This window comes from Modestobacter sp. URMC 112 (assembly GCF_053502575.1).
In genome coordinates, this window is record NZ_CP199957.1 from 4,202,950 (window position 1) to 4,219,007 (window position 16,058).

At 75.7% G+C, this 16,058-nt stretch carries 14 protein-coding genes and 1 tRNA gene; 2 read left to right on the forward strand and 13 right to left on the reverse strand.

The features are described 5' to 3' along the window. Positions 1 to 186: 186 nt before the first annotated feature. From ACWIX6_RS20000 to ACWIX6_RS20040, 9 genes are all read right to left on the reverse strand, one after another. Positions 187 to 903 carry a hypothetical protein gene (locus ACWIX6_RS20000; RefSeq protein WP_448614189.1) on the reverse strand — a complete coding sequence of 239 codons (717 nt, stop codon included), beginning with the start codon at positions 901 to 903 and terminating at the stop codon, positions 187 to 189. Further along, positions 900 to 1,679 carry a CDP-alcohol phosphatidyltransferase family protein gene (locus ACWIX6_RS20005; RefSeq protein WP_448614190.1) on the reverse strand — a complete coding sequence of 260 codons (780 nt, stop codon included), beginning with the start codon at positions 1,677 to 1,679 and terminating at the stop codon, positions 900 to 902. Before ACWIX6_RS20005 ends, ACWIX6_RS20000 begins: the two co-directional genes overlap by 4 nt. Then, positions 1,676 to 3,037: a DUF1972 domain-containing protein gene (locus ACWIX6_RS20010; protein WP_448614191.1), complete on the reverse strand. Its 1,362-nt coding sequence runs from the start codon at positions 3,035 to 3,037 to the stop codon at positions 1,676 to 1,678. The genes ACWIX6_RS20005 and ACWIX6_RS20010 overlap by 4 nt, the downstream gene beginning before the upstream one ends. A 234-nt stretch (positions 3,038 to 3,271) precedes the next feature. Next, entirely contained in the window at positions 3,272 to 4,777 is a 1,506-nt protein-coding gene (locus ACWIX6_RS20015; protein WP_448614192.1) for a sugar transferase, read from the reverse strand. Positions 4,778 to 4,976: 199 nt separating this feature from the next. Next, entirely contained in the window at positions 4,977 to 5,639 is a 663-nt protein-coding gene (gene pth, locus ACWIX6_RS20020; protein WP_448617014.1) for an aminoacyl-tRNA hydrolase, read from the reverse strand. Then, entirely contained in the window at positions 5,636 to 6,328 is a 693-nt protein-coding gene (locus ACWIX6_RS20025) for a 50S ribosomal protein L25/general stress protein Ctc (RefSeq protein WP_448614193.1), read from the reverse strand. Before ACWIX6_RS20025 ends, pth begins: the two co-directional genes overlap by 4 nt. A gap of 401 nt (positions 6,329 to 6,729) precedes the next feature. Further along, on the reverse strand, positions 6,730 to 7,710 hold the full coding sequence (locus ACWIX6_RS20030) for a ribose-phosphate diphosphokinase (protein ID WP_448614194.1): 981 nt from the start codon (positions 7,708 to 7,710) through the stop codon (positions 6,730 to 6,732). Further along, complete coding sequence (gene glmU, locus ACWIX6_RS20035) at positions 7,707 to 9,254, reverse strand: bifunctional UDP-N-acetylglucosamine diphosphorylase/glucosamine-1-phosphate N-acetyltransferase GlmU (protein ID WP_448614195.1); 1,548 nt, start codon at positions 9,252 to 9,254, stop codon at positions 7,707 to 7,709. The genes ACWIX6_RS20030 and glmU overlap by 4 nt, the downstream gene beginning before the upstream one ends. Before the next feature lie 88 nt (positions 9,255 to 9,342). Continuing rightward, positions 9,343 to 9,418, reverse strand: a tRNA-Gln gene (locus ACWIX6_RS20040). 344 nt (positions 9,419 to 9,762) lie between these two features. On the opposite strand from ACWIX6_RS20040, the gene ACWIX6_RS20045 reads away from it, so the two are divergent. Beyond that, positions 9,763 to 10,761 carry an acyl-CoA desaturase gene (locus tag ACWIX6_RS20045; RefSeq protein WP_448614196.1) on the forward strand — a complete coding sequence of 333 codons (999 nt, stop codon included), beginning with the start codon at positions 9,763 to 9,765 and terminating at the stop codon, positions 10,759 to 10,761. Then, the gene (locus tag ACWIX6_RS20050) at positions 10,758 to 11,423 is read left to right on the forward strand and encodes a TetR family transcriptional regulator (protein WP_448614197.1); all 666 of its coding nucleotides are present in this window, start codon (positions 10,758 to 10,760) and stop codon (positions 11,421 to 11,423) included. Before ACWIX6_RS20045 ends, ACWIX6_RS20050 begins: the two co-directional genes overlap by 4 nt. 137 nt (positions 11,424 to 11,560) lie before the next feature. Here ACWIX6_RS20050 and ACWIX6_RS20055 read toward each other — a convergent pair whose 3' ends face one another. The 4 genes from ACWIX6_RS20055 to ACWIX6_RS20070 form a co-directional block, all read right to left on the reverse strand. After that, a complete protein-coding gene (locus ACWIX6_RS20055) occupies positions 11,561 to 12,532 on the reverse strand; it encodes a 4-(cytidine 5'-diphospho)-2-C-methyl-D-erythritol kinase (protein WP_448614198.1) in 972 nt (323 codons plus the stop codon). 136 nt (positions 12,533 to 12,668) lie between these two features. After that, entirely contained in the window at positions 12,669 to 13,490 is an 822-nt protein-coding gene (gene rsmA / locus ACWIX6_RS20060) for a 16S rRNA (adenine(1518)-N(6)/adenine(1519)-N(6))-dimethyltransferase RsmA (protein ID WP_448614199.1), read from the reverse strand. A gap of 73 nt (positions 13,491 to 13,563) precedes the next feature. Then, a complete protein-coding gene (locus ACWIX6_RS20065; protein ID WP_448614200.1) occupies positions 13,564 to 14,688 on the reverse strand; it encodes a transglycosylase family protein in 1,125 nt (374 codons plus the stop codon). 349 nt (positions 14,689 to 15,037) lie between these two features. Beyond that, a complete protein-coding gene (locus ACWIX6_RS20070; RefSeq protein WP_448614201.1) occupies positions 15,038 to 15,874 on the reverse strand; it encodes a hypothetical protein in 837 nt (278 codons plus the stop codon). Positions 15,875 to 16,058 lie beyond the last annotated feature (184 nt).

The window sequence follows — 16,058 nt, forward strand, 5'->3', positions numbered from 1 at the left end:
CTGATCCGGTGACGGTGGGTACACGTTAGGGCGGAGAGATCGCCCGTTCCGGCACTCTGCGGAGTCGATCCGGCCCTCAGGCCACCCGGACGGTGACCTTCCGTGCTGTGGACGGGGAACGCCCCGGACGCAGCACGGCCCCCTCGACCAGGCGGTCGAGGGGGCCGGTGTGCGGGAGGACGGGGGTCAGCCGGGCGACCCCGTGAAGACGGCGATCGGGGCGCCCGCGGCAGAGCCGACGCCGATCGTGACGTCGTCCTGCTCGCCGGAGGGCACCCGGAAGACGTAGGTCCCCTCCGCGGCCTCGCCGGGACGCAGCACCCCGGCGAACGGCGCCTGGGAGACGTCGTCGAGCGGGGACCCGGGGGTCCGGTCGGCGCCGTACGCGAGGTCCACGGTCACCCCGTCGACGCCGAGGTCGGCGCCGGTGCCGTTCGCCAGGCGCACGGTGACCCGTAGCGCGGGTCCGTTGACGTTGCCCGGACCGGTCGCCTCCCCCTGGATCGACTCGATCCGGGTCAGCGACGCGGTGACGCCCTGCACCGGGACCTCCTCGTCCAGCGGGACGGCCGGCAGCGAGGGGGGCGGCTGGTCCAGGCCCCCGGCCGCCGGGGACGGCGCCGGGTCCTCGACAGCGGGCGCGTCGGACGTGGTCGCCGCCGCGCCCGGCTCCGCGGTCGGGTCCGTCGTCGCCGGGTCCCCGGTGGGGGACGCCGACGGGGACGCCGCCGAGGTACCCGCAGCCGGGCTGCCGGCCGCGGTGGCGTCCTCGTCCGGTCCCAGCACCGACCCGAGGACGACGAGCGCCGCCACCAGCACTGCCCCGACCGCCGCCGCGACCAGCCGGCGCCGGCGTGGGCGCGGCGGCGTCGGGGTGTCCGGTCCCTGCGGGGTGCTGATCATCGACCCAACCTGCCCATCTCGGCGAACCACGCGAACGAGGCCAGGGCCAGGTAGCCGGCCGTGGCGAGGAAGAGCAGCCCGTAGGCCGCGAGGAACACCGGTGGCGCGCCGAGGAGGGCGAACACCAGGCACAGCACCCCGTAGTCGGTGGGGGCGACCACCAGCGAGCGCAGCACGCCGGGGCGCTCACCGGCGGCGCCGGCGGCCCGGGTGGGCGCTCCGTGCTGCGCGCGCATCGCCTCGTTGAGCAGGGTGGCGAAGAACAGCACCACCGCGACCACCGAGAAGCCCAGCGGCAGCAGCAGCTCCGCGCCCCGGTCTCCCGGCTCGGAGCGGTACAGCCCGACCAGCAGCGCCAGGTGCAGGCTGCCGATCTTGGCGGCGTCGACCATGTGGTCCAGCCACTCCCCGGCCGGTGACCCGCCGCCGCGCAGCCGGGCGAGCTGGCCGTCGGCGGAGTCCAGCGCGTACCCGAGGACGAGCAGGCCGGCGACCGCCAGGCCGAGGGTCCCCGACACCGGGACCGCGGCCAGCAGCCCGATCCCGGTGAAGGTGCACAGGGCGCTGAGCGCGGTGACCGCGTTCGGGGTCAGCCCGGCGTGGAATGCGGCCGCGGCCAGCGCCCGGCCGAGCCGCCGGTTGACGAACCGGGAGTACGCCGGCGCGCCGGCCGCGCCCTTCTGGGCCGCCCGGAGGCGGCGCACGGTCGTGCCGAAGGACTCGCCGGCCGGGCGGAGCGGGGACGGCGCCGGCGGTGGCGGCAGGGTCTGGCTCACGCCCCGGCCACCCGTGCCGGTGTCGCCGGGGCTGGCGGCTCGGCGCCGGCAGCCGCCGGACGGCGGAGCGGCGGGTGCGCCCGGGGACGCCGGGGAGCGGGCACCGCCGGCACGGTCGCCGGCCCGGCCGGACCCGGTGCGGGCACGGCCTGCTCCGGCCGGTCGGCCGGCTCGGGGACGGGCCGGGGCGCCGGAGCCGGACCGGCGATCAGACGCCGGCCGCTGGGCCGCGAGCGCGGGAAGTCCCGCGCGGCGAGCCGCCGGCAGAGCACCTCGTAGCTGGCGGCCACGGCGTCCCAGTCGTAGCGGGCGGACAGCGCCCGGGCCTGCTCGCCGTCCCGCGCGGTCCGGTCCGGGTCGGCCTCGGCCGCCTCCAGTGCCGCGGCCACGTCCCCGGCGGTGGTGAAGTACCTGCCACTGGTCTCCAGCACCTCGCGGTTGAAGGAGACGTCGTAGGCGATGGTGGCCGCACCGGCGCCGATGGCCCGCAGCAGGGAGGGGTTGGTCCCGCCCACCGAGTGGCCGTGCAGGTAGGTGCGGCTGTGCGCGTACAGCTGGTCGAGCTGCTCCTGGTCCCACACCCCGCCCAGGAAGCGCACCCGGTCGTCGCCCAGCGCGTGCACGCGGCGGGTGTACTCGTCGGCGTAGGGCGCCGAGCCGACCACCACCAGCGGGAGCGCGGCCGAGCTGCGCCGGTAGCCGTCGACGATGACGTCGACGTGGTTCTCCGGCTCGAAGCGGGCGACGACGAGGTGGTAGCCGCCCGGGGTGAGGTCCAGCTCGGCCAGCTTGCCGGTGGCCGAGCCGTCGACCTGGGGGGCGCCGTAGGCGATCTGCTCGGTCGGCGCGGCGAACTCGTCGCGGTAGTAGTCGGCGATGCCGCGGGCGTCGGCGATCAGCGCGTCGGACCAGCGGACCGACAGCGCCTCCACCGCGCGGTAGTAGCGCTGGCCGACCCCGCCCCACTTGGCCCGCTTCCACTCCAGGCCGTCCACGTGCGTGGCGACCGGGATCCGGGCGGCGCGCACCAGCGGCAGCCAGGGCGCGTTGGCGGCGTTGAAGACGATGGCGGCGTCCACCCGGTGGATCAGCAGGTGCGCCACGGACAGCCCGGTGTGGCTCAGCGTCTCCAGCGACCGACGGCGCAGCGCGGGCAGGTGGACCAGCCGCATCCCGAGGTGGGTCCGCGGGCGGTCGCCGTCCGCCGTCGTCCGGCAGTAGACGACGACGTCGTGCCCCTGGTCGGCCAGCCGGCGGCCGACCTCTTCGACCGCCGTCTCGAAGCCGCCGTAGCGCGCCGGCACGCCACGCGTGCCCACCAGGGCGATGCGCAGCCTGCCCGAGGTGCGTCGTGCCATCGTGTCGCTCCGTTTCTCCTCCGGACGCCGCGGCAGGGCCGGCGGCCGCGAGGGCGCCGGCCCGACTCCGCGCCGTCCGGCGGGATGGACCTCATCCGGACCTCGTCGGCCCGATCACCGAGACCATCGGTCCGGGCGGACGGCGGCTCTCGTCCACGGGCGGCGCGGTCACCCCGACGGGTGACCGCGGTCCGGCGGGCGGAGCGATGGCTCGGCAGGCGCCGGAGCGGCGGCTCAGTAGGCGCCGGAGGCGGTGGCGACGGCGCGCACGGTCTTCCAGAGGATCAGCAGGTCCAGGGCCAGCGACCAGTTCTCCACGTAGCGCAGGTCGAGCCGCACGGCCTCCTCCCACGGGAGGTCGCTGCGGCCGGAGATCTGCCAGAGGCCGGTCAGGCCCGGCTTGACCAGCAGCCGGCGGCTCACCGAGCTGTCGTAGCGGGCGACCTCCGCGGGCAGCGGCGGACGCGGACCCACCAGGGACATCTCGCCCTTCACCACGTTGACCAGCTGGGGCAGCTCGTCCAGGGACAGCCGGCGCAGCCAGCGGCCCACCGGGGTGACCCGGGGGTCGGCCCTCATCTTGAACAGCAGGCCGTCCGCGTCGTTGCCGTCGCTGAGCCCGGCCACCTGCTGGTCCGCCCCGACGACCATGCTGCGGAACTTCAGCATGCTGAACTCCACGCCGCCCAGGCCGACCCGCCGCTGCCGGTAGAACACCGGGCCCGACCGGCGGACCAGCAGCGCGATGGCGACCAGCACGGGCAGCAGCGCGATCAGGCCGGCGAGCGCCACCGACCGGTCGAGCCCGTTCTTCACCACCCGGCGCCAGCCGGAGAAAGTGGGCTGCTCCACCGACAGCAGCGGCAGCCCGTCGAAGGGGCGGATGTGCAGCCGGGGGCCGGCGACCTCGACCAGGCCGGGGGCCACCAGCAGCTCCAGGCCACTGCCCTCCAGCTGCCAGCTGAGCGTGCGCAGGTACGCCGAGGCGGTGTCGCTGGCCGAGGTGACCGCCACCGCGTCGGCCCCGGTCCGGGCGGTGGTGCCCAGCACGTCCTCCAGGCCGGAGACGGGCAGGTCTACGGCGGCCTCGACCCGGGTCCGGTCGGCGACGGGCACGCACAGCGCGACCACGTCCAGGCCGACGTGCGGGGTACGCCGCATCCGGTCCAGCAGTTCCAGCGCGGCGCCGCCGCGGCCGACCAGGACGACCCGCTTGACGCACCGGCCGGAGGCCCGCTGGGTGTGCAGCAGCTGCCGGGCGACGTAGCGGCCGACGAGGGTGAGCAGGGTGAGCGCCGGGACGGCGAGCACCACCAGCGCCCGGCTCAGCTCCAGTGCGGCGGCGTAGGACACGAAGCCGAGGACGGCGAGCAGCACCAGCCCCGCCCGTCCGACCCGGCGGTACTCCTCGCCGCCGGAGTCGAACAGCCGCTGGTCGTACCCGCCGCACGCGGCGATGAGGGCCGGCCACGAGACGACCAGGGAGGCGCTGGCCCACAGCAGGTCGCTGTACGGGGTGACCGGTGCCGGGTGCAGGGCGACCACGACGGTGCCGGTCGAGGCCGCGGCCAGGACCTCGGCGGTGAGCAGCAGCCGCTGGTACCGGCGCACCCAGCGACGCGCGCCGCGGTGCGCCAGCCGGACCGGCCGGGCGGCGGCCGGCGGAGGGGACGGGCGGGGCGTGGGCACGACCCGGGCCCGGCCGAGGCGGCCGGTCAGTTCGGTGCGTTCCAGCAGCACGGCTTCTCCCAGGCACTCCGGCGGTGACGGAACGTCGCCGCCGACGCCCACGTGCCCCCGGTCCAGGGGATGGGCGCCGGTCGACGACGGGCCCAACCATCACCGTGAGTCACCAGAGCGGCAATCGCTCCGCCCCGTCTTCACTCGAAGGGAGACGCCGCTCCCCCCGGCCGACCACCCGTTCGTGCGGGCGGTCGGCTCAGCTGCGGGGGTGCACCACGTTCTGGGCGGCCTCGAGTCCCCGTTCGAGGAGCAGCTCGGTGGCGTCGGCCGCCTCGGCGACCAGCAGGTCCAAGGTCTTGCGCTCGGTCGCGGAGAAGTCCTTCAGCACGAAGTCGGCCGGGTCCTGCCGGCCCGGCGGCCGGCCGATGCCGATCCGCACCCGCAGGTAGTCGCGGGTGCCCAGGGAGCGGGAGACAGAGCGGACCCCGTTGTGCCCGCCCTCCCCGCCGCCGCGCTTGAGCCGCACCACCTCGAAGGGCAGGTCCAGCTCGTCGTGCAGCACGACCAGGTCGCCGGCCGGCAGGGAGTGGTAGTCCAGCAGCCCGCGGACCGGCCCGCCGGACTCGTTCATGTAGCTGGTCGGCTGGGCGAGCACCACCCGGCGGCCGGCCAGCCGGCCCTCACCGGACACCGCCCGCGCCCGCGGGCCCTTGCCCGGCGACAGCTTGATCCCGGCCCTGCCGGCCAGCTCGGCCAGCACCATGGCACCGACGTTGTGCCGGTTCCCGGCGTAGCCGGGACCCGGGTTGCCGAGGCCGACGACGAGAAAGGGGCCCTCGGAGGGCGGGGCCGGAGACGCCGCGGGGGCGCCGGCCGTGCCGGCGCCCCCGCGGGTCGTGCTCTCGCTCAGCGGACTCAGGACTCGTCGGAGTCGGCGGCCTCGATCGACTCGCCGCTGCCCTGGTCGGACGGCTCGCCGACCACGTCGCCGTCGGCGTCGGACTCGTCGCGCTCGATGCCGGCCTCGGCCTCGGCGTCGGCCAGCTCGGCCTCGAGCTGCTCGGCGGTCGGCGCGCCGAGGAAGCCGATGACCAGCGCCTCGGGGTCGGTGACCAGGGTCGCGCCGGCCGGCAGCGGGAGGTCGCCGGCGGTGATGCCGTTGCCCGCAGTGCGGCCGGTGATGTCGACCTCGATGGTCTCCGGGAGGTTGGTGGCGTCGGCCTCGAGGGAGACGGTGTTCAGCTGGTGGTTGCTGATGGTGTCCGGCGCCGGCTCGCCGACGATGACGACGGGGACGTCGACGGTGGTCTTCTCGCCGCGGCGGACCAGCAGCAGGTCGACGTGCTCGTGCACCCGGCTGATCGGATCGCGCTGCACGGCCTTGGTCAGCGCGAGCTGCTCCTTGCCGTCCAGCACGACGGTCAGCAGCACGTTCGTGCCGCCGTTGCGCAGCGCCGCGGCGAACTCGCGGGCCGGCAGGGACAGGTGGACGACGTCCTGGCCGTGGCCGTAGAGGACGGCGGGGACGCGGCCCTCGCGGCGGGTCCGGCGGGCGCTGCCCTTGCCGAACTCGGTGCGGGTCTGGGCCTCGAGGCGGAAGTCAGCCACGGTGGTGTGCTCCTCAACAGGTGGATCGGGGTCCTGGGCCGGCGAGCGCGGCACACCCGAGAGGGAGCACGCACGTCGATCACGGAGCACGGTCGGACCGTCTCCCTCGCCGGGCAGCGACGACCAGCCTACCCGACGACATGCGGTCGACATCGAGCGAGTCGAAGACCCAGGAGGCTTGGGCGGACCAGCGCCCTCACCGGGGGACCCCGGACCGTCGTCCCGGTAGGGACGTCTGCGGTCAGCGGCGCGGGGCCGGAGGCTCCCGCCGAGGACCGCAGGCCGGTCCGACCGCCGCGCCGTCACGGGGGCCGGAGGCTCCCTGACGACGCGGCGGGCAACGGCTCAGCGGCCGCCGGGGACGGCCGCTGGCCGCGGTGCGATCCGTCAGGATCGCGATGTCACGAAGCCCCGTCGAACAGGCTGGTCACCGAGCCGTCCTCGAAGACCTCCTTGATCGCCCGGGCGAGCAGCGGGGCGATGGAGAGCACGGTGAGCTTGTCGAACTGGCGGGCCGGCTCGATGGGCAGCGTGTTGGTGATGACGACCTCGCTGACCCGGCTGTTCTTGAGCCGGTCGACGGCGGGGCCGGAGAGGACGCCGTGCGTCGCGGTGATGATCACCTCGGCGGCGCCGGAGGCGAACAGCGTCTCGGCGGCCTTCACGATGGTGCCGCCGGTGTCGATCATGTCGTCGACAAGGATGCAGACCCGGCCCTCGACCTCGCCGACCACGCGGTTGGCGACGACCTCGTTGGGCCGGCTGACGTCGCGGGTCTTGTGGATGAAGGCCAGCGGCGTGCCGCCGAGCTTGTCGCTCCACCGCTCGGAGACCCGGACGCGACCGGAGTCGGGGGACACGACGGTCAGGTCGCGGTCGCCCCACTTCCGCTTGACCTCCTCGATGAGGAGGTCCATCGCGAACAGGTGGTCGACGGGGCCGTCGAAGAAGCCCTGGATCTGCGCGGTGTGCAGGTCGACGGTCATCAGCCGGTCGGCGCCGGCGGTCTTGAACATGTCGGCGACCAGCCGGGCGGAGATCGGCTCGCGGCCGCGGTGCTTCTTGTCCTGCCGGGCGTAGGGGAAGAAGGGCGCGACCACGGTGATCCGCTTGGCCGACGCGCGCTTGAGCGCGTCGACCATGATCAGCTGCTCCATGAGCCAGGTGTTGATCGGGGCGGTGTGGCTCTGCACGACGAAGGCGTCGCAGCCGCGTACCGACTCCTCGAACCGCACGAACAACTCGCCGTTGGCGAACTCGTAGGACGACGTCGGGATCGGGCTGACGCCCAGGTGCCCGGCGATCTCGTCCGCCAGTTCGGGGAATGCCCTGCCGGAGAAGAGCATCAGGCTCTTGTTGGTGGTCTGCCGGATCGTGCTCATCGGCTCTGCTGTCCCCCTGCTCGTTCGTCGGCCGGCGCGGGGTCCGGCGACCGGTCCCCGCCGCGCCGGCCGGTACCGTCCTGCGCCGCTGCGGCGGCCTCGGCCGCGGGGGTCCCCGGGCGTCGGCGTCCCACCCAGCCTGCCACATTGCGCTGGCGTCCCCGGGCCACGGCCATGGCACCGGGCGGCACGTCCTGGGTGATCACCGACCCGGCGGCGGTGTAGGCACCGTCCCCGACCTGCACGGGGGCGACGAACATGTTGTCCGCGCCGGTACGGGCGTGGCGGCCGATGGTGGTGTGGTGCTTGGCGACGCCGTCGTAGTTGACGAAGACCGTCGCGGCCCCGATGTTGGTGTGCTCGCCGATGGTGGCGTCGCCGACGTAGGACAGGTGCGGCACCTTGGCACCCTCGCCGAGCCGGGCGTTCTTGGTCTCCACGAAGGTGCCGACCTTGGCGCCGCGGGCCAGCTGCGTGCCGGGACGGAGGTAGGCGAACGGCCCGACGGAGACCTCGGGCCCCACGACGGCGAGCTGGGCGTGCGTCCGGACCACCACGGCCCCCTCCCCCACCTCGGTGTCGGTGAGGGTGGTGTCCGGCCCGACCACGGCGCCGGCGGCGACGGTGGTGGCGCCCAGCAGCTGGGTGCCCGGGTGCAGCACCACCTCGGCGGCGACCTCGGCGGTGACGTCCACCCAGGTGGTCCGCGGGTCGACGACGACGACGCCGTCGCGCATCAGCCGGTCGAGCACCCGGTCGTTGAGCGTCCGGCGCCGGTCGGCGAGCTCGCGCTGGTCGTTGCATCCGAGGGTGTCTGCCGGGTCGTCGGCGCGGTGGCCACCGACCGGCCGGCCGTCGGCGACGAGCAGGCCCAGGACGTCGGTCAGGTACTGCTCGCCCTGCTGGTTGGCCGACCCGACCCGGGTCAGCGCCTCCCGCACGGCGGCGGCGTCCCCGACGTAGACCCCGGCGTTGACCTCGGTGATGGCCCGCTGGGCGTCGTCGGCGTCCTTCTCCTCGACGATCTGCCGCACCGCGCCGTCGGCGTCCCGCACGATCCGGCCCAGCCCGGCGGGGTCGGCGACGTCGGCGGTGAGGACGGTGAGGACGTTGCCGCCGGTGCGGTGGGCGGCGACCAGGCCGGCCAGCGTCTCGGTCCGGAGCAGCGGGGCGTCGCCGTTGACGATGAGCACCGGCCCGGCGACGTCGGGCAGCGCGTCGAGGGCGACCGCCGCGGCGTGGCCCGAGCCGCGCTGCTCCTCCTGCACCACGGCCAGCGCGGCCGGGGCGACGGCGTCCAGGTGTGCGGTGACCTGCTCGCGGCCGGACCCGACGACGACGGCCGTCCGGGCGGCGCCCAGCGGGGCGGCGGCGGCCAGCACGTGGCCGAGCATCGAGCGGCCGCCCAGCTCGTGCAGCACCTTGGGGGTGCGGGACCGCATCCGGGTCCCCTGACCGGCGGCCAGGACGACGACGGCGGTCACGACCGGGTCCGCTGCGGACGCTGCACCGGTGGTGGACGGCGGGGGTGCTGGCAGGCTCACGTGACTCCTCGGCTGGCGTGGTCGGGCGGACGCCCCCGCTCCCGCCCGGCCCGGACGGGTCCCGGGACCGGGCACAGAGCGGCCGTCGTGGCTGGGGGACTCGGACTCGAACCGAGACTGCACGGCTCCAAAGGCCGGCGGGCTGCCGATTACCCCATCCCCCATCGACGGCGCCACCCGTCCGCGGCGCCTCGACCGGACGCCCGGACCGGCGCGCCTCGACCGGGACGTCCGGGAGACCGGTGACCCGGACCTGAGCGTAGGGCCGGGCGGGCGCCCGGGCACCCAGTGGTCGGCACCGGCCGCCCGACGGCGGTGTGCGCCGACGGCCGTCTCGACGGCACGGAGGCCGTCCGGAGCGCACAGCGGTGGCCCCGCTCGCCGGACCTCACCGCGCCGTCCCGCTTACGGTGACGTAGGTTACGGCCGCGTAACCCGGTGCCCGCCGGATCGCCGCACTGCCGACCGGCCCACGAGCCCGCCGGCGACATCCCGCACCGGAGGCCCCGTGTCCGCTCCCGCGCTCGACCGCACGACCGCGCCGGCCCGCCCCACCAGGCCGGCCCGCCCGGACGCCAACCTCCCGGCCAACGCGCTGGGCGCGGAGAAGGGTGCGGTCGAGCAGATCGCGCTCTACGTCTTCGTCCTCGTCCCGTTCCTCGCGCTGGCCGCCGTGGTGCCCGCGGTGTGGGGCTGGGGGCTGTCCTGGACCGACGTCGTCCTCTCGTCGGTCTTCTACGTGTTCACCCTGCTGGGCATCACGGTCGGCTACCACCGGCACTTCACGCACGGGTCGTTCAAGGCCGGCACGCCGCTGCGGGTGGCGCTGGCCGTGGCCGGCTGCATGGCGATCCAGGGTCCGGTCGTCCAGTGGGTCGCCGACCACCGCCGGCACCACGCCTTCTCCGACCGGGAGGGTGACCCGCACTCCCCGTGGCGCTACGGCACCGACACCCGCTCGCTGCTCAAGGGCATGTTCCACGCGCACCTGGGCTGGCTCTTCGACCGTCGGCAGACCAACCCGCAGCGCTACGCCCCCGACCTGCTCAAGGACGCCGCCGTCCGCCGCACCAGCCGGCTGTTCGTCCTCTGGGCCTTCCTCAGCCTCGCGCTGCCGGCGCTGATCGGCGGGCTGGTCACCATGAGCTGGACCGGCGCGTGGACGGCGTTCTTCTGGGCCGGGCTGGTCCGGGTCGCGCTCTCGCACCACGTCACCTGGTCGATCAACTCGATCTGCCACACGGTCGGCAGCCGGCCCTTCACCTCGCGGGACCGGTCCACCAACTTCTGGCCGCTGGCCGTGCTGAGCTTCGGCGAGTCCTGGCACAACCTGCACCACGCCGACCCGACCTGCGCGCGGCACGGCGTGCTGCCCGGGCAGGTCGACATCAGCGCCCGGGTGATCTGGGCGTTCGAGAAGCTCGGCTGGGCGCGGGACGTCAAGTGGCCCGACCCGGTCCGGCTGGCGGCGAAGCGGCGGCAGAGCGAGCCCGCGCCCGCCGCGTGACGGCACCCGGCAGCGCCGGCGGGCACCGGCCGCGGGTACGGATGACCCGGGCCCAGCGTCGCCGGCAACTGCTCGACGTCGGCCGGGAGCTGTTCGCCCAGCGCGGCTACGAGGCCACCTCGATCGAGGAGATCGCCGCCCGCGCCGACGTCTCGAAGCCGGTCGTCTACGAGCACTTCGGCGGCAAGGAGGCGCTGTACGCCGTCGTCGTCGACCGGGAGATGCAGCGACTGCTGGACCGGTTCACCTCCACGCTCGCCTCCGGCGGGCACCCCCGCGAGCTGCTGGAGCGCGCCGCGCTGGTGCTGCTGGACTACATCGAGGACGAGACCGACGGCTTCCGGGTGCTCACCCGCGACTCACCGGTGGCCGCGTCGGGCACCTTCTCGTCGCTGATCAGCGAGGTGGCCCGCAAGGTCGAGCACATCCTGGCCGCCCAGCTGGGCAGCAACGGGTACGACCCGCGGGCCGCCGAGCTGTACAGCCAGGCGCTGGTGGGGATGGTGGCGCTGGTCGGCCAGTGGTGGCTGGAGCACCGGACGCCGGGCAAGCGGCAGGTGGCCGCGCACCTGGTGAACCTGGCCTACAACGGCCTGGCACACCTCGACCCGTCCCCGGGCCTCGTCGGCCGGCTCCGCCCGTCGGCGCCACCGCCCTCCTGACCGCCCGCCCAGCAGGGCCCGGCCCCGTCCCGGCCCTCCTGCAGGGGCCCACCGCGAGTTGAAGGACCCCGTCCTCCTCACCCCTCGCAGGCTCGGGGCGAGCCTCGGGACGGGGCCAAGGGCAGGAGGGTCCTTTCTCAGCCCACCAGCCGGGCGCCGGGCACCGGGCCGTGGACGGCGCGCACCGTGCGGAACACCCCGGCGCCGGCCAGCCGGGCGGCGAGCTCGATCGCGGAGTCCTCGTCGTCGGCCAGCGCGGCGACCGTCGGGCCGGAGCCGCTGACCACCGCGGCACGCGCGCCGGCCTCGGTGGCCGCCCGCAGCGCCCGCCGGAGCTCGGGCCGCAGCCGGAGCGCCGGCGCCTGCAGGTCGTTGGCGAGGGTGGCGGCCAGCGCCGACGGAGGGCCGCTGCGCAGCGCCGCGATGACCGGCTCGGCGGCGTCCCCGGCCGCGTCGCCGTCGGCCGCCGTCCCCCCGGCGCGCAGGGCGTCCAGCTCGGCGTAGACGGCCGGGGTGGACAGGCCCTCGCCGGCGATGCCCAGCACCCAGTCGCTGCGCCGTCGGGCCAGCACCGGGGACAGCTGCTCCCCCCGACCGGTGCCCAGGGCGACCCCGCCGAGCAGGCTGAACGGGACGTCGCTGCCCAGCTGGGCGGCCAGCCCGGCCAGGTCGCCGCGGGTCGCCCGGGTGCCCCAGAGCGCGTCCAGGGCGACCAGGGCGGCGGCGGCGTCGGCGCTGCCCCCCGCCAGGCCCGCGGCGGCCGGGATCGACTTGTCCACCTCGAGCTGCGCGTCGGCGGCCACGCCGGCGTGCCGGGCCAGCAGCTCGGCGGCCTGCCACACCAGGTTGCCGCGGTCGGTGGGCACGCTGGCCGGGCCGCGCCCCGTGGCGCTGCCCTCACCGCGGACGGTGAGCGTGATGCCCTCCCCGGGGCGCGCGGTCACGGTGTCGGACAGCGAGACGGCCAGGTAGACGGTGGTCAGCTCGTGGAAGCCGTCGGCGCGCAGCGGGCCCACCCGCAGGTGCACGTTGACCTTGGCGGGGGCGCGGGCGACCACGGCGCCGTTGCCGGCGATCCGGCCCGGCCCCCCGTGCGTCGCGTTGATCACCGGGACACCCTGCCATGTCCCGACCGGCCGGACCGGCCTCCCCGCAGAGGCCTGCCACGAGTGGGAGGACCCGCTGCTCCCCGACCCTCGCGAGCTGGGGCCGGGTCCCTGGAGCGGGCCACGGCGGGGAGGTCCTTCAGGTCGCGGCCAGTCGGGCGAAGTCGGTGACCGACAGCTGCTCGCCGCGGGTCGCCGGGTCGATGCCGGCGGCCCGCAGCCGGGCCTCGGCCGCCGCCGGGCTGCCGGCCCACCGGGCCAGGGCGGCCCGCAGTCCCTTGCGCCGCATGCCGAACGCCGCGTCGACGACGGCGAAGGTCGCGGCTCGGTCCCCCGGCGGGGGCGGCCGCCGGGTGAGCGCCACGAGGCCTGAGTCGACGTTGGGGGCGGGCCAGAACACCGGCCGGGGCACGTTGCCCGCGCGGCGCACGTCGGCGTACCAGGCGGCCTTGACGCTGGGCACCCCGTAGGCGGGCGTGCCGGGGGCGGCGGCCAGCCGGTCGGCCACCTCGGCCTGGACCAGGACCAGGGCGCTGCGCACCGTGGGCAGCAGCTCCAGCAGGTGCAGCAGCACCGGCACGGCCACGTTGTAGGGCAGGTTCGCGACCAGGGCGGTGACCGGCGGGCCGGGCAGCTCGGTCACGCGCAGCGCGTCGGCGGTGACCACGGTGAGCCGGTCGGCGTACCGCGGCAGGCGCTCGGCGACGGTGCGGGGCAGCTGGCCGGCCAGCCGCTCGTCGATCTCCACCGCGGTCACGGCTGCGCAGGCCGGCAGCAGCCCCAGGGTCAGCGAGCCGAGTCCGGGGCCGACCTCGCACACCACGTCGTCGGCCGACAGGGCGGCGGTGCGCACGATCTTGCGGATGGTGTTGGCGTCGTGCAGGAAGTTCTGCCCCAGCGCCTTGGTGGGACGCAGGTCGAGCTGCTGGGCCAGGTCGCGGATCGCGGCCGGGCCCAGCAAGGCCGTCAGGACCGGCCCCGCTGCAGGGTCCCGCCGCGAGCGTGCGAGCGGTGGGGGGCAGCGGGGTCCTTCATCAGCGGAGGCCGAGCTTGCGGGTGCAGCTGGGCCACGCGCCCCAGCCCTGCGAGGCCTGGACCCGCTCGCCGACGGCGATCTGCTGCTCGCGGCTGGCCTCGTGCGGCATGCCGGTGCCGCCGTTGGCGCGCCACGTGCCCAGCGAGAACTGCAGCCCGCCGTAGTAGCCGTTGCCGGTGTTGATGGCCCAGTTGCCGCCGGCCTCGCACTTGGCGAGCTGGTCCCAGACGCTGCCGCCGGCCACTGCCGGGGCAGGCGCGCCACTCCCGGCGGGCGCGGGGGCCGGGGCCGGCTTGGGCTTGGTGCCGACGGCGACCTGCTGGTCGACCGCGGGCTTGGTGACCTCGACGCCGACCTGCTCGCGCGCGGTCTCCACGCCGTCGGTCAGGGTGACCCGGAAGGTGGTGGTCTGCTCGCCCTCGACGCCCTTGACGGTGACGGTGCGGGTGCCCACCAGCGCCTCGGCGTCCTGCGTCTCGACCGTCTCGTAGTCGATCGTCGACACCTCGGCGACGTCGCTGACCTGGACCCGCCAGACCCGCAGCACCATCGCGTCCAGCAGCGGCTGGGTGGCCGCCAGGCTGGTGCGGTCGGTCGGGGCGAGCGCGACGCCCTGCTCGGCGAGCAGCTCGCCGGCGGTGGGGGCGGTGGTGGTGACCACCCGCTGCTGGCCGTCCAGCATCAGGGTGACGTCCTTGGGGGTCTGGATCGCCAGGTCCATGCCGTCGAGCGGGAGGCGCTCGCTGCGGCTGGCGGACAGCACGAGGTCCTCCTCGCGGTAGCCGAGCTGCTCGAGCGCGTCGTCCACGGAGAGGGCCGTCGTGTAGACGTCGCTGCGGACGCCGTCCACGGTCAGCGCCAGGGGGCGCGCCCGGTTCAGGACGACGGTGTCACCGTCGCCGACCGCGGCGTCCGTGGCCGGCAGGACGACGTCGTGCGCGGCCGGGCTCAGCCCCTCGTCGGCGAGGATCTCCCCGGCGGTGGAGGCGTAGGTGCTCACCTCGCGCGACTGGCCGTCGATGGTGAGGGTCACCGTCTTCTGGGCGACGAAGTAGGCGAGGGAGCCGCCCACGAGGCCCAGCAGGACCAGGGCGAACAGACTGAGCTTCAAGGAACGGCGCACAACACATCCACGTGGTCACAGGTCCGGGCAGGGGAACGTGGGCAGCAGTCCACAGACCCCGCCCGGAGGCGGCGGTCCGTCGTCGTGCGGCCCGACGTGGGGCCCCAGGGTCAGCGGGGCCGTTGCCTGGGCGTTCCCCACCCCGGCTGGTCGGTCACGACACGATAACGAACGCGGTACGGAAGACAACCGTGCGGCATCAGTGAAGCGCCTTGTCGACACGTCGTTGCGCAGGCGCGCCGACACGCAACGTGACACACGCGCCGCCCAGCTGGGCTCCGGGCCGGAGTTGATCAGTGGGAAGAGCCACAGGACTGATCGGGGGCCGAGGGGGTACCGAGCGCCCCGCTCAGCTCGCCAGCGCCCGGCTGGTGTGCCGGACCGGCCGCAGCCAGGTGACCAGGAAGCCCGCGACGGCCAACCCGGCCGTCAGGGCGGAGAACCCGCCGGCCACCAGGGCCACCGGCACCAGCCCGGCGCCCACGCTGGCGGCCCGCTCGCCCAGCCCGAGCCCGGCGACCAGCAGCAGGCTGCCCAGCGGCAGCAGGGCCAGCGTGCTGGTGGCCGCCACGACGAGGTGCGCCGTCCAGGTCCGCTGCGCCTCGTCGACCGGGACGTCGGCCCCCTCGGCGGGCAGCGGCCGGAGCAGCACCCGCAGCAGCGCGGCCTCCGCCAGCAGCCAGCCGACCAGCGGCACCGCCAGCGCTGCCACGGTCAGCGGCCGGCCGAGGTCGTCGGCCAGCAGCACGGCGGCCAGCACCTCACCGGCGACGGCGGCGCGCATGGTCCACAGCAGCCACGGCGAGACCTGCTCGGTGCGGCGCTGTCGGCGCGCGGGCGAGGACAGCGCCCACCGCGGCCGGGGCCGGCTCGCCTCGGCGAGCAGCACCCCCAGCAGCAGGCCGGCGACGAGCACCGGCAGCCAGAGGAACACCGACGCCTCGGCAAGCAGGAAGACGCTGGCGACCACGGCCAGCAGGCCCAGGGCCAGGCCCAGCTGCCGCACCCGGCGGCCGTGCACGGCCTGGCGGGTCAGCTCGGCGGCACCGGCCTGGGTCGGGACGACGAACTCGACCGCGGCGCCGGCGACGGCCCGGCGGCCGGCAGCCAGCGACCACCCGCGGACCAGCAGCCCGGCGGGCACCATCAGGGCGATGAAGAGGACGACGGCGATGAGGCGGCCCACGCCGAACAGTGTGCCCCCCTTCGCTGTGAGCCGGGGCCCGGCCTCGGGCACATCGTCGTCCTGAGCCGACGAGGGGTGGGGCGACGGCCCCGGCCCCGCCGCAGGGGCCCACGCCGAGCGTGCGAGGCGTGGGGGTGGTTGGCCCCGGCTCAGGCCCCGCCGCAGGGGCCCACGCCGAGCGTGC